The 14,562-nt window shown below is 41.8% G+C and carries 12 protein-coding genes; 2 read left to right on the top strand and 10 right to left on the bottom strand.

Annotated features, from left to right (window positions below):
- Positions 1-33: 33 nt before the first annotated feature.
- The 6 genes from MHH86_RS09380 to MHH86_RS09355 all read right to left on the bottom strand — a co-directional run bounded on the left by MHH86_RS09380 (position 34) and on the right by MHH86_RS09355 (position 5,575).
- A complete protein-coding gene (locus MHH86_RS09380; RefSeq protein ID WP_036684019.1) occupies positions 34-669 on the bottom strand; it encodes a DUF6033 family protein in 636 nt (211 codons plus the stop codon).
- 1 nt (position 670) lies between these two features.
- Positions 671-955 carry a hypothetical protein gene (locus tag MHH86_RS09375; RefSeq protein ID WP_076179650.1) on the bottom strand — a complete coding sequence of 95 codons (285 nt, stop codon included), beginning with the start codon at positions 953-955 and terminating at the stop codon, positions 671-673.
- Between the two features lie 16 nt (positions 956-971).
- Positions 972-2,081 carry a TIGR04066 family peptide maturation system protein gene (locus tag MHH86_RS09370; RefSeq protein WP_036684025.1) on the bottom strand — a complete coding sequence of 370 codons (1,110 nt, stop codon included), beginning with the start codon at positions 2,079-2,081 and terminating at the stop codon, positions 972-974.
- An 11-nt stretch (positions 2,082-2,092) separates the two neighbouring features.
- Complete coding sequence (gene ccpM / locus MHH86_RS09365; RefSeq protein ID WP_217904434.1) at positions 2,093-3,550, bottom strand: Cys-rich peptide radical SAM maturase CcpM; 1,458 nt, start codon at positions 3,548-3,550, stop codon at positions 2,093-2,095.
- Positions 3,551-3,590: 40 nt separating this feature from the next.
- On the bottom strand, positions 3,591-3,770 hold the full coding sequence (locus tag MHH86_RS09360; RefSeq protein WP_036684027.1) for a CLI_3235 family bacteriocin precursor: 180 nt from the start codon (positions 3,768-3,770) through the stop codon (positions 3,591-3,593).
- A 77-nt stretch (positions 3,771-3,847) separates the two neighbouring features.
- Positions 3,848-5,575 (bottom strand): ABC transporter ATP-binding protein, encoded by a 1,728-nt coding sequence (locus tag MHH86_RS09355; RefSeq protein WP_036684028.1) that lies wholly within the window; start codon positions 5,573-5,575, stop codon positions 3,848-3,850.
- A 177-nt stretch (positions 5,576-5,752) separates the two neighbouring features.
- Between MHH86_RS09355 and MHH86_RS09350 the strand changes: the two genes are divergently transcribed.
- Positions 5,753-6,508 (top strand): LytTR family DNA-binding domain-containing protein, encoded by a 756-nt coding sequence (locus MHH86_RS09350; RefSeq protein ID WP_179089046.1) that lies wholly within the window; start codon positions 5,753-5,755, stop codon positions 6,506-6,508.
- A gap of 23 nt (positions 6,509-6,531) precedes the next feature.
- A complete protein-coding gene (locus tag MHH86_RS09345; RefSeq protein ID WP_169744752.1) occupies positions 6,532-7,296 on the top strand; it encodes a GHKL domain-containing protein in 765 nt (254 codons plus the stop codon).
- A gap of 76 nt (positions 7,297-7,372) precedes the next feature.
- On the opposite strand, the gene MHH86_RS09340 is transcribed toward MHH86_RS09345, so the two are convergent.
- The 4 genes from MHH86_RS09340 to MHH86_RS09325 form a co-directional block, all read right to left on the bottom strand.
- Positions 7,373-9,466 (bottom strand): glycoside hydrolase family 36 protein, encoded by a 2,094-nt coding sequence (locus tag MHH86_RS09340; RefSeq protein WP_076316743.1) that lies wholly within the window; start codon positions 9,464-9,466, stop codon positions 7,373-7,375.
- Between the two features lie 119 nt (positions 9,467-9,585).
- On the bottom strand, positions 9,586-10,896 hold the full coding sequence (locus MHH86_RS09335; protein WP_076316742.1) for an extracellular solute-binding protein: 1,311 nt from the start codon (positions 10,894-10,896) through the stop codon (positions 9,586-9,588).
- A gap of 125 nt (positions 10,897-11,021) precedes the next feature.
- A complete protein-coding gene (locus MHH86_RS09330) occupies positions 11,022-12,665 on the bottom strand; it encodes a response regulator (protein WP_076316741.1) in 1,644 nt (547 codons plus the stop codon).
- A complete protein-coding gene (locus MHH86_RS09325; RefSeq protein WP_076316797.1) occupies positions 12,658-14,481 on the bottom strand; it encodes a histidine kinase in 1,824 nt (607 codons plus the stop codon). Before MHH86_RS09325 ends, MHH86_RS09330 begins: the two co-directional genes overlap by 8 nt.
- Between the last annotated feature and the right edge of the window lie 81 nt (positions 14,482-14,562).

The raw sequence follows: 14,562 nt of genomic DNA, 5'->3' as shown, positions 1-14,562 counted from the left end.
GCGGTAGTCATGATTAAAAAAGTGATTAATCATTTAATTAAACAGGTTCTTTTTCCGCAGCATCGAATCCAGACTAGCTTGTAGCACACTATTTAAATACATGCTATCTTCTTCACCATTATTGGAGTTGTCAATAAATAACCCGAATTGTGATAGGCTAGAGCTGCTACTTAATTTACTCAACGAGTCTAACTGCTCCGCCTTTCTTTTTTTTTCTGCCTCTACTTCTTTATTAATCTTCTCCCGCTCGGCAGGTGTTAAATAATCACCAATCACCCAAAAAGTAGCTGTTCCATCCGGATGTATAATGACGCCACTGGCATCACCGGGTTTATCATTAGCGCTGGAAGCAAAATGATCCTGAATAATTGCTTCTACCCTTTTTTGCATTTGTGGATCTGTTGCCGACTGATTCAGTATATTTGGAGCAATGGTTACATTCCCTTTGCCAACACTACCAGAGTATACACTTTTCACTGCTTCATTGTTCTTTGGTATGGCTTGAACGTTGATTTTAATGTCGAATTTTTTTTCCAATTCCGTCAAAACCGCTTCCGAACTCGATGTCGATAGCGCGTCTTGAAATGAAATCTCTGAACTCTTATTTTTCTGGATTACCATTGCAGCCCCCGCACGATTCAGGCTACTGAGTGAAGCTACATTCAACAACTTAAACCAACTCCCTTATTCTTTTTTCCTGTAGAATGCGGCAAACTGTATTATTAATTCGATCTAGGCTGTTGAAGCATCCATTTAATATATCGGTTTCCGGAATTTGTATGTTTAGTTTTTCCTCAATATGTACAAATAGAACCAACAAATCCCGTGGTGAGAACTGCATCGCCTCGCCCAATAAATCTTCATAGAAGTAGTTTTCATTAAGCTTGATCTTGTCCATTCCCATTACGTCGAATAATATTTCGTTTATCTGTTCACGCACTTGATCCAGATCCATAAATATCACCCTTCTTTTATACGATTTGCATATTTTCCTGTAACAATAGAGCTTCACAGCATTCTGCTAATTTCAAAGTGTCTGTCCCATTTAACGAATTAAACAGAGGAACCTTTGACTCTAGCGATATTTGTGCAATTTTTTCATCAACCAACTTAGAATCAACCGTAAAAAACTTCAATTCTTTATCCTGTTTGCTTCTGCCCGTATCAAATTTATGATTTGACATATTAAAACAATCAATATCAAAACCTAATTTATGCTTTGTTGACACACATATCTTATCGAGAAACTCTCCATTAAAATCATCATAGGTCAAGTTCATAATACCGACATCCGGATGGATTGCACTAGCCGCCTCGAATGCAGTAATACCAAATCTATTGGTAAACAGATTATTATATACCATTGTCCCGCCTGGAATTCCGATAATCATTACATCAGGTCGTTCGTTCAATTCAATATATTTACAGAAGTGATTAAAAAGAAATATTTTATCTATCTCCGCTTCTTTATGATTAAACATAAAATCAGGAAAAGAATGAAATCCCATAATCTCACAATAAGATTTTGTCCCAATTTGACTTACTTTGTACCCTTCTTTCAAGAAATAATCCCTTAGGCTAAGCTGAACATCAAATTTATTGGATTTTTCCATAAGACTCGCCACGCAGATTATCGGAACATTAATATCCAGCAGTATTTTCTCAACGAGTTCTACTTTCGTTCTGTCAATGTCAATTCCAAAAAAACTTGTGAGTTCCACATTATTTTTCAGGCATACCTTCTTTACCATTTCAACTTCATGATCAGCACATCTGTTAAGCAGAACAATATCTTTCCCCATCTCTGCGGCTTTGATAATTGTCGGGAACACCACTTTTTCAAAACTGCATTCAAATTCACAAATCATTAACACATCAAATTCATCATCTGAAAAAGAATCTTTAACTTTTATACCCACATCCTCACCATAATAGCTGTACGCTGCATCTTTTTCATTCAGTCCAAAACCTAAAGGTGCCATTAATGAAACAAGCTCATAGTTGCCCAGTAAATTGGAGAATCTGACGACCGGACCGAAATCTGCATGATATGGATAAACAATTGCTCTTTTTTTCACCATTGTCTCCCCCATTACACTTTTTCTTTATCAAAGTCGTAGCCTAACTCTCTTAGTACGCAATAATCTTTAAACAAACTCTCAGTGTTTTCTTTAACTTTATTGCAGATACTTAATTTTTTGGCAGCAGAAAACTCACTGATATCATCTGCGGCCATTGCACAAGAAGTGCAATATCTAAAGGCCCAGCACTCTTTGCATTCTTTCTCCGTTATTGTTCCAATGTTTAGTATGTTCCGGATATTATCCAATTCAAAGCCTGTATCTATATGCCCAATCCTCATTACACTAGATGCTTCACTAACTCTTTCACAGGGATACAGAGCACCGTCAGCATTCACAAACAATCGTTGTACTCCTGGAACACACGGTCCGGAATGATGGTCTTTTTTTACATCATAGAAAGAGATTCTAAGCCTGTTATGGACATTCTCCTGGATTTGATCAAAGCTTTCCATCACCAGCTTGGATACATCATTTTTCTTAAGCCTATCAAATTTATAAAGAAATAATTTGAAAACTTCGTAATTATACATCTTGATAAAACTGTCATTGATTAAGGACTCACTTTTTTTGTAGCTACTTGCTATATCACTTGCCATAACAGCAAAGTCTTTTACGGTCTCATAGTTTGAAAAAAAGTTTGTGGAACAGCTAAAATCTGAATTTGGATCAATTACTGCATTGAACATCACTTTATCAACATAGTCTGGTGTTTTGTTTTTGATATTTTCAATATTATCCATAATAGTCTGAAAACTGCCTTTATTATTTACCGCAAAAACTCGGTTTCTATCATGCGCGACTTCATCGCCGTCCAGGCTGATCGTTAAATTAAAATCATTAGAAGATAAGAACTCTAAGGTTTCGTCGGTAATTAAAGTTGCGTTTGTAGTAAGGTTAAACGTTAGTTCTTTGCCCGCACTTTGTTCTCTGGCATAAGCAACACAAGCTTTTATTAAGTCCATTTCCAGTAAGGGCTCTCCTCCATAAAATCCAATATTAATAATTGGAGAATCTACGGAGTGCTCAATCAAAAACTTAATTGCTTTCAAAGCAACCTCTTTTTTCATTCTCTTATTGGTATGTACTCTGTGTAAGTAGCTCCCTGAATACGCGCAATAGCTGCATCTTAAATTACAGTTTTGCGTGACCTGCAAAGTTATCGAGCCAACGCTTCTGCTTAAATTGTGCTGCAAAGAGTCGCTCATGGGATGAATCATCTCAAAATCCTGTTTCTCCGCCAAAAAACCGGAATCAAATAAGTTTTGAATCTCCGGTTCCACTTGTTCAAAGTTTGAATTTCTATAGTTCAACAAAGCCTGATAAGATCTTTCATTTAATTTAAGAAATGTATTTGCATTCGCATCGAACATATATTTTCCCGTTACCGTTTCAAATAAATGAAATACTGGCACCTGAACTCCCCCCACTCTAAAAGTGAAGCAGGACAGCTTTTTTAATAAAGCCATTTAGCCATCCTGCTCTTAGCTATACTTAAGATTGCACTTACTACCCGATTCCAATAGCAGTCATCTTCATGGAGTTACCAGTATAGGTTACTTGTTTCATGGCTGCTTTGTTTGATCCGCTGGCATTGCATGTACATGCATAACAAGGACATGCACTGCAAGCTGCATATGCCTCCAACGTTTCATAATTTGCATTTGTTCTTTTTACAAGTTGTTTCATATGCCTATTCCTCCTTTCAAATCGTATTTATCTAAATATCAATATTTGATATTTAAATCACTCGAAGGGTAAACCCATTAAACGAATTGATGCTGTTGTGTGATGAGCCGATACCTTTCATTTGTATAAGACAACTTCTCATGAAGTCCAATAGCGGAGACCTGGCCTTTTTCTAAAAAGATTACTCTATCCACATGCTTCAGAATTTCCGGCCTATGACTGACTATAATCACTGTATTGTTACTGAGTGCTGTATCTAATAGATGGTTGATGGCTTGTTCAGAGTGAAGATCAAGGTTGGAGGTCGCTTCATCAAAAATCACCATAGGCCTGCTTTTTACTAATGCTCTGGCTATCGCGATTTTTTGTTTTTGTCCACCGGACAACTTGTTCCCATTAGAACCTACGACATAATCCTCAAACCGGCTTGTATCCTTCTCTAATAATTGGGTAGCCTCAATAGCCTGTCTATACTGCTCCTCATGGTTTTCACTGTAAAGTTTTATGTTATTTTCGATGGTTGTGTCAAAAAGATATATCTCTTGACTAACAGTCGAAATTAATTCCCGATATTCATTCAAATTAATAGCCTTAATATCCACTCCGTCAAATAAAATTTTTCCTGCAAGTGGTTCGTAAAACCTCTGGATTAAATTTAGGATTGTAGACTTCCCCGAACCATTCATTCCTACAATGGCCACTTTCTCATGGCTGCCAATCGTGAAATTCACATTTGACAAGATCAGTTCAGTATCATAAGCAAAGCTTACATTTTCAAACTGAATGCTCCCAAAAGGGTTGAGTCGCTTCATACCAATGTTGGCGGATTCTACATCACAAGCTTCGATTTCTTCCTCGAGCAATGAATAATACCTTCGGGCAGAAGGCATTATTCCCGACAATAAGTATCCAATATTCAACATCGATGAGATAGGAGTGGTCACATAAGCGCTATAGGTAATAAATGCAAATATACTTCCTACCGAAAGCTTTGAATCTAATATCATCGTCGATCCAGAAGCATATATTAGAAGAACTAGTCCTCCAATTAGAAATCTCTCCACAGTAATCCGCCAATTATCCAATAAACTGATTCCCATATGGGAGGTTATTACTTGATTCTGCTTGTCTGCAAATTCTTTTTCTTTGAAAATGAATAAATTAAAAAGCCTTGTTTCCTTCACACCATTCAAACTATCCTCAAACCAATGCGAATATTCTCCATCCTTCGTGATGTATTTTTCCGCAAGAGACTTTCTTTTTTTAGCAAACGATTTCAAAATTAAATATTCTATAGGGATTAAAATAAGCACAATTAGTGTAAGTTCCCAACTTATGATAAAAAGTCCAATAACTCCTCCTACCAAACTAAAACACTGACTAACAATAAAAAGCATGCTACCATCCGTTATTTGCGAAATATTCGATATATCGGTGCTAACGCGATTTAAAATTTCACTGCAGTTTTTATCAGTGAAATATTTCACTTTCACTTTCATAAGTCGATCAAATGCAGCTTTATGCAAGGAGTAGATAATATTTGAAGCTATTTTTATTCTTCGTTTTTCTTTGAGCAAATCTAAAAAGCTACTGAACATAGACAAAAGAAAGATGTAGATTGCCGTTAAAATAATGGTTCTAACATCTGATTTCATAAATCCTTCATCAATAATAATTTTGTTGAACATCGGCAAAATGGAACTAATCAAAGTAGAAAATATTAAGAGCAGAAAAATAATACATAAATTCTTTTTATGCGCTTTAAATAATCCGATAAGTTTTTCAAGGGTATCCTTATCATTCATAGAATATATCCTCTTCTACTTTCAAGCTTCGGTTTGACATTGATAACGCTATCAATATATCATATAAAAGAATATTTGGGGTAATTTGGTAGCTAATGGTTGGAATAGGAGGCTGAATGACGTTTCGTGTCAGGTTTTGGTATCTCTGAAGATTAACAAATTTAATTATGGGGGGGGATGGCTTTGTTACGCATAGCCGTATGCGATGACGAGAAAAAGGAACACGATTTGCTAAAGGAATATCTCCCAAGACTTATGAAAAGCACGGCTTACTCTTTCGAGACTCAATATTTTACCTCCGGTGAGGAATTGCTTCACTATTATAATCAACAGAGTAGTTATCCTTTTCATATACTTCTAATGGATATTGAACTGAGAGGATTAAATGGAATCGAGGTTGCAAAAAAAATCCGTGCACTTCCGGATCGGGAGGTTCAAATTATATTCTTGACAAACTATCCGCAGTACGTAATGAGCAGCTTTGATGTGCAACCCTACCATTATTTGATTAAACCAGTAAACTATGAGTGTTTTGAGGCAAAGATAATAAAGCTATGTAACTATATCATTTCTTCTGTAAATAGGTTTCTAATGATTAAAACTGAAGATGGACATATGGTGATCAAAAATTCTGACATTATTGCGATTGTTAAAATCAAACATTCCTTGGCTAAAAACCGACTAAAGATCATTACCTCTACGCAGCATTACATAATTCCAGGTACAATTTCAGAATATATAAGTAAACTAAACCGTCCATTTATGCTTATTCATCGTTCCGTTATTGTTAATCTGGAACATGTCCATAAGTTTACAGCTACTTCCGTAGTCATGCACAATCAAGAGCAGTTTCCTATTGGCCGTACTCAGGCAAAAGAGGTTAAAGAAGCCTACGCCTATTATATGATTGCACAATTCAAAGAACGAGGATGACTCTTTATCTATCAATGGTCATCATGATGTTGCTTATTCTGCTAATCAGAGAAACCATCCTTTTATTCGGTAAAATTAATGAAAACACCAAACTGACTAAAGAAAATCTGCAATTACATAAACAGATGGATTATCAACACATCAGCTATGAAAAAACCACACATTCCCTTACAAGCATCAAACAAGTTATCCATGATACGAACAAGCATTTGGTATATGTCCGGAATTGTATTCAGAACAATGAGATTCAGGAATCTATCCATCATATCAATTCAATGCTCGGTCAAATTCATCAGCCTTCTCTCAAACTATCAACAGGTAATTTGGTAATTGATTCTTTAATTGGCAACGCGCTAAATATTGCTTGTGAACACAAAATTGCTATTAAGTATGATATTCATATACACGCCGAAGCTATTGATATTGATCGGTTTGACTTATGTACCGTGATCGGGAATGTGCTGGATAATGCTCTAAACGCCGCTGCAAGAGTTCCAAAAAAAGAAGATAGATTTATTCAGCTGCTAATTTTCACTACCGATACTTCATTGTTTATCCAAGTCACCAACTCACGGAACAATTCTAGCACTATAGTGCAGCATAATTTTAAAGAGAATCCCGCTTTTCACGGATTCGGCTTAACAAATATTCAAAGTGTCACCGAAAAATACGGAGGTCATCTAGTTACTAACGCTCAAAATAATGAATTCGAAACAATCATTGTACTACCTTTTCTAAACATACTTTCAGCAGCTAAGCCAAACCTGACCGAATTAGAAAGGCAGTGAAAAAAACTATTTCCCTAGCAAGTACAGCGGCCGCTCCCCAACAGCAGACTGAAGGGGAGCAGGCCCGCCGCAAGCTTTACGAAGTAATCTCAAACAATCTCGCTGTTTTTCCTGGTGGGAGTGCCACCGTCAAAACCCCTGCCGATTGATCCCAATTCCAAGTTGAACTATGCTGCTGAGGATAGGCACAGGCGATCACTGGTTCAAATCCCTTCAGCTCTTCTATCGGCAATTGGACATTTGCAGCTTCTCCGGCAATCCGCCATACTGCAACATACCGTCGTTCGCCGCGCCGCAGGCCAAGGCTGACCCATTCGCCCTCACTGTCAGGCAGGCCGAGCGGCCAGAAAGGTGTGGCGTGTGGGATATCACTGCGAATGGTTTTGTAATAATCCAGCGCTTCTTTAACTAGACTTCTGCGGTGAGGTTCAAGCTCCGCCAAATGACCGCTCTGGTGTACACGAAGCAACAGCGCATTAACCATATTGAAGATGACTTCCTCATCGTCACCCTCGCGCAGCGGATAAGACCAAACTGCGGACTGCTCCGGTGTCAGTGCTGCCGGAGAACCTGCGGCAATGGCCGCATACTGTACATAATCCTCCTGGTCGCTAGTAGACTGGATGCTGTGTCGGCTGAGCATCGCATAATCCATGCGCATTCCCCCGCTGGAACAGTTCTCGATGACAAGGTTCGGATAACGAACAAAGATGCTGTCCAACCAAGCCAGATAAGCGCGGTTATGCTGTAGCAACCCATCTCCGAAGCTGTCCGCATCCGTTTCTGTCCCAATGCCTGCATTGATGTTGTAATCCATTTTAATGTATCCTACACCGTACTGCTTAACCAGACGCGCAATAACACCGTTTGCATGATCAATGACTTTCGGGTTGCGGTAATCTAGCTGATAGCGGCTACGGTCCTTAACCCTTTTACCATGCCGCATGAAAAACCAGCTGTCATCAGTCTCCGCAAGCTTCGGGCTGTTGATGCCCATAACCTCCAGCTCAAGCCATAGTCCGGGAATCATCCCTTTGCTGCGGATATAGTCGAGCACATATTTAATCCCTTCCGGAAACCGATCGCTGGAAGGCTCCCACTGGCCTACGCCATCCCACCACTCTCCGGGTGCATACCAGCCAGCATCAATACAGAAATATTCACAACCTACTTCTGCGGCAGCATCAATTAAAGGCAGTAGTTTCTCAGTCGTTGGGCTTCCCCATAGGCAATTCATATAGTCATTAAAAATAATCCGCAGCAGCTCATTATCCTCATTAGGTCTGCGGATCATCCGGCGATATACCGTAAGCTGTTCTGCCGCGCCCTGAAATCCTCCCTGCACAGCACCTACAGCTGCTGGCACCGAAGTAAACTCTTCACCGGGAGCTAGGTTCAGCCACCAATGGTTGTCATGTTCTGTAGGTCCGCTGACCAGCAGTGTAAGCTGATCGTATTGATCCGTCAGCTCCCAATGCCAAGAGCCGTTATGCTCAATCTGCCAGAACAAGCTTGTCCCGCTCTCCTTATTATGCAAAACCGCCATCGGTAGAAGCTCCGCTGCTGACCAAGAGCCTGTATTGCTTGCGGCAATTCGTTTGGAGCCACGGTCTGCCAAATGATACATCCCAAGCTCAGGCAGGCGGTAGGTCCGCCACTGAAGTTCACTCTGCCATCCGCTGTGGGCAAGGGTTACTTCAATCTTATCATTGCGCTCCCCGCTCCCCTCTTTGTCTACACCTGTAAGAGCAAAGGAGGAGATGTATTCCACTGCCACCTCAGCTTCTCCAGCATTCTTTAGCACTGTCCAGCTTCGAACGATTTGCACGCCCTTGTAGAACTGAAAATGCTGTACTGCCTGGATTTCCGTAATCGGATCAACCAAGCTAAGCTCCAGTTTACGTCCGAGCGCATTCACTGTATCGCTGTGCCCCGCATATACCATCCGAAGACCCGGATAGGATGCTCGGTGTGTGCGCCCGTGATATTCGGCGCGGTCTTCACCCGATAATTGCAGCTCCAGCAGCCGGAAGCCTTGCTTGTTCTTATCCGCTATGGCTGCTTCCAAAGGTGCCGCTCCAAAATGCAAAAGCCGAACATCCTGATCTTCCGTAACTTCAATCGTAAGATATAGTCCATTTTCAATGATTTCAATCATTTTGCTATTCATAATAATGTACCTCCTGACTTTATCTCAGTATCTTCTTATGATTATATAACATATAAAAAAGGGACGGTTCTCCAGTAAGTGAATCTTACCTTGGAGCCCGCCCCCTGATCTGAACCTAGTTATTCTGCCGATCCGAATTGAATCCAAGCTTTTTGAATTTCATCGATGGCTTGATCCTTAGTTTTGCTGCCGCCGATGTAAGCCTGCATGAGCTCACCAAATTTTTGGTGGAAGGTATCCAGAGAGTAGTTCACGGACAGGTCGCCGGATTTCTCTGTTTTGAGGATTTCTTCCATTTCTTTTGGCATTTGCAGGTCAGGCATTGGAGCATCCTTAATTGGAGGAATAACCTTTGCTACTGTAGAGAACCAGTTCTTACCGTATTCAGAAGTATACAGCCAGTTGAAGAACTCAATAGTCTCACCAGCTACAGCAGAATCCTTATTGATACGCAGGGCCTGATCCGCACCCGTAATGATCTGGGACTGTTCAGCCTTGTCGCTGACTGGGTAACCCATAATGCCCAGGTCGAAGTCAGGTGTGATTTTCTTAATGGCTTCTTCATCCCATGCGCCTTTACCCGTCATGAACGCTGTTTTGCCGGATGCAAAGTCGCTGACTTCAGCATTGCTGTCCCGTTCAAGCGGTTTGTCTGTGCCATGTTTAACAGTAGTATCAACGAAGCTGAAGAAGTTATTGTACAGCACCGGGTGATCCTTGATCGTGGTTTTTCCGGCAATAAAATCATTTACTAGTGTCTTAGCATCCGTACCCGCATCTTGGGCTGCCGCATCTACGAAATGTTGGAAGATATGTTTCCATACCCACCACTCTTTATAGGCGTTGGCAAAAGGAGTAATGCCTTTAGCTTCAAGCTTAGTAATCGCATCGTCCATTTGGGCTGTTGTCTTAGGAACTTCTGTAATCCCAGCATCAGCCAACAGTTTCTTATTGTACATCAGGACGAATAGATTTCCTTTTACCGGAAGACCGAGCACTTTACCGTCCGAAGAACTCATGTTAGAACGCACTGCATCGGTCATCGCCGCAGCCAGTGGCTCATTAGTTAGGTCAGCACTATACTCCGCAAAAGTATCAATATCTCCGCCCGCTGTGGTCTGGAATACGTCAGGTGTACTTCCCGCAGCAATCTTCGATTTGAGCACCGTATTGTAGTCAGCCTGCATAATCTCCAGATTAATCGTCACATTCGGTTTAACTTTCTTGTACTCGGCAATATAAGCGTTAAAAGCATCAGTGTACTCGGGTGATGCGGTGAACATATTAATCGTGACCGGCTTGCCAGAATCTGTGGCTGGAGTATTCCCTGTTCCGCTATTGTCAGCGGCATTGTTGTTTCCGCCGCAACCCGCCAGTAATCCGCCGACGAGCAGCAGACTCGCAGATAAAGCCATAAATCTTTTTAACATGATGTTGCCCCCTTTTCCTCATGCATCTAGTGGTCTTGAGACAATTCTAAAGAAAAAGAAAAAGGATAAGAATGTACATAAGTGAACTTATTAGGGTAAAAAAGTGTGTTCATGTAACCGCTTCACTACTCCCCGTTCAATAGGAGAACCCGATATTCAGAAGGTGAACAGTCATAATAATTCCGGAACGCCTTGCTGAAATAATTTTTGTCCTTGTACCCCAACATCTCGGAAATGTCTTGGATTTTCAAATCGGGGGTGGATAGCAGCTCCTTTGCCTTATCCATTCTTACCTTTTGTACATACTCATGTATGCCATAACCATATTGCCCTTTAAAAAGTTTCATCAAGTATTCTCTGCTCAGGAAATATTTATCCGTGAACATCGATATTTTAATATTCTCAAAATAGTGATTATCAATGTATGCTTTAATATTTTCCAGTACGCTGGGGCGATTGCCAGCAAGGCTTTTGCTGATTTCATTGCCATAGCAATCTAGAATTCCGCTCAGTACCCGCTCAAATTCGCCAAAGGAAGCAAAATCGCTCCCGATGCCTAGCCCACGCAATCCTTTATCTTTACCGCCGCGAATACGTTCGGGGACCGCATCCAGCTCCGTCGCAATATCGTTCAGTAAAATAATAAATTCCTCTATCTGCCGGTCAGCCTCGCCCAGATTAAAACGTCCGGAAGCCTCCCATTTCTTTGTGAATTCGCTTAAAATACTTTTGGCATGATTGATGTTCCCGCTCTCCAGTGCGTTGCGAATCAAGGGCATACGTCCCGTCAAGGAGGGATTATCTTTCCCCTGGGAAGTATCGTTGCTGCTATTTGTGACAATCGCTCCCTTCAGCGTCAGGAGGTCAATCCCGTCGAGAGAGGCTTTGGCAGTCTCATAGGATTGAGCAAGCGCCATGATGTCACCATAGGGCTGTCCAATTCCTCCGGCAACAACAATTCCGAATAGCTCCTTCAGCGTCGAGACTAACTTCTTCATATGATGTAAAGAGCGGAAAGTTGCGTCCTCCTCATAGCCGCCTTTCATCGTGAAGATGGCGATGAACTCGCGTTCTCCCTTATGACTGGCGAAGCTGAAGGCCTGAAAATGCTCATCGCTATTCTCATTAATCACATTCGTGACGGCAAAATGCAGCAAATCCCGGTCCTCATGGAAGCGATTACGACGCACTTGTTCCAAATTGAGCACCCGCAGTACACCCGCAGCAAAATAGTTTCCGGCCGTATCCGCGCCGATCAACGGCAGAAAAGCCTCGTTGGACTGATTTTTGAAGCTGCGCTCAATGATCGACAGATAGATTTTCTCCTTTAGCTTCGGCAGAGACATGTTGAGCGTAATGTTCCTGTTGATGAACTCACTTTCTTTCTTGCGTTTGGCCTCCAGCACATCTATAGCTTTACGCAAGGCCGCATTCAAATCCGCCCGGTTGACCGGCTTCAGCAAATAATCAACTACCTTAGAACGGATAGCCTGGCGGGTATATTCAAAATCATTGTAGCCGCTGATTACAATCGTCAGCAGTTCCGGGAACTCCTTCTCCACGATCTGCAGCAGCTCACTTCCGTTCAGCTCCGGCATCTTCATGTCAACCAATACAAGGTCGATCTTTTGCTCACGCAGCATGTCTAGGCCCATATTTCCATCCGTAGCCTCCAGTACCTGATCGACACCTAGTCCTTTCCAGTCTCCCAGGATGTTGATCGCCTCACGCAACGGTTCCTCATCATCTATAATCAGTACTTTATACATGGTTAATCCCTCCCCGCGGTAACCGCATGTCCATCTTTGTTCCGCCAGCATCACTGGTAATGGCCAAACCCGCAGCCTCACCATACAAAAGCTTCAGCCGCGTGTTCAAATTTTTCAGTCCAATGCTTTCCGTGTCACTTTCGGCAGCGTTTTCTCCGCCCTGATCCTCCCACTGGATTTGAAGAGAATTTCTCACTTGCTCCAGCCGCTCCCCGCTAAACCCCGGTCCATCATCCGTCACTGAAATAACAGTATGGCTAGGCGTCACATGCGCTTCCATGGTAATTGTGATCGTTGTGGATACTTTTTCCAGCGCATGCTTGATGCAATTTTCTACCAAGGTCTGAATGGACAGCTTCGGAATCTCCAGCTCCAGCAAAGGATCTTCCCACTGGTAGGCCACCTGCATTCTGTTTCCAAAACGAGCCTTCTGCAGTGCCAAATAACGTTCAATATGCTTTAATTCCTCTCTGGCATGGACCACATCTTTACCGCTAATGCAGTATCTCAACGTCATAGCAAGATTATCGACCATATCGACAATATCATCATTGTTGTTTTTCAGCGCCTTGGTGGAAATGGCTTGCAGGGCATTATATAAGAAATGCGGATTGATCTCAGCTTCCAGTGCTTTGAGTACAGCATTTTTCTCGACAATTTTCATTTTGTACCGTTCATTGATCAGCTCATTCGTCTTTTCCACCATCTTATTGAAGTGGCGAGACAGATAGGCAATTTCATCCTTTCCTTCAACCTGTGCTTCAGCGTCAAAGCTGCCTGTACTGAACCGCTTCATCTGCAGCGACAGATTCTTTAGCGGGTTCGTTATTTTGTTCGAAATAAAGCTGACCAAGATGACCGAAACGATTAAAAATAACAGTCCTATGAAATAGTTCAATTTGCGTGTTGTCGTGGCCGCTTCATAAATTTCTTTGTAGGGAATCGGCTTAATCAGCTTCCAGCCTTCTTTTTTGCTGATGTCATAAATCACTAGATACTTCTCTTCTTTATCCGACCACGTCACGCGTCCTCCTGAGGCTGGTGTCAGCTCCTTAAGCAGTCCCTCTTGTTCGCTCTGTTGATAAAACCCGGGGTCATCCACCACAAAAGGTTCATTATCGGGACTGACGTACATTAGGTGCTGCCCTTTACTGAAGGGAATATCCTTCATAATCTCGTCCGTAACCGAGGAGTTGAAATAAAGGGAGAGCACCGCCTGCGGCTCCCTGGAAACTATGGAGCGCAGCAATCGATGGTAGCCCATGAAGCTTTTATCCTTATTTATAGGGTAGTCGGAGCTATTGATCATCGAGGATTGGTTTTTTACAAAAGACTGGTAAGAACGGTTAAACGGGCTGGCCAGCGCTTTTTTATACCAGGAAAGATTCTCAATCGACGGATGCTCGGCGACCCGCACGGTAATATTGTAGTTCTCTTTGGTGACATAATAATACTTGTGCTCCTTGATCACATACAGGTAGATAGCTTCCAGATCATTGCGGGAGAAGTACAGGTTCTTCAAGTAGTCCTCCACATACATCTTCGAGGCATAATCCTCCGATTCATGCAAAATCGCATAGGTGATCTCGTCATACGATATTTGCGGCAGGGATAATTGCTCGATGCCGTCCAAATAACTCTCCAGATTCCGGCCGACAAGCAACAGATTGTTGCTCGTACTGGCGATGCTGTTATCCACCGATTCTTTTCGCAGCATGCCGTATGAAATGAACGTCAGTGAGGTCACCACCAAAACAATGATGATTGTAAACAGCAAAATAAGCTTGTTCGCCAACCTGCGTGAGACAAGCTCCATCACGGGTTCAAACCGCTTTATGATCCATTTTTTAATAATGACCGGCAACCTCCCCCACGATTTACAAGCTTAATTATAAAT

The organism is Paenibacillus sp. FSL F4-0097, from assembly GCF_038593125.1.
In the GTDB taxonomy this organism is placed as follows: Bacteria; Bacillota; Bacilli; order Paenibacillales; family Paenibacillaceae; genus Paenibacillus_AQ; species Paenibacillus_AQ odorifer.
Note: the sequence above shows the minus strand (reverse complement) of the source record. Positions and strands in the feature narration are given on the sequence as shown.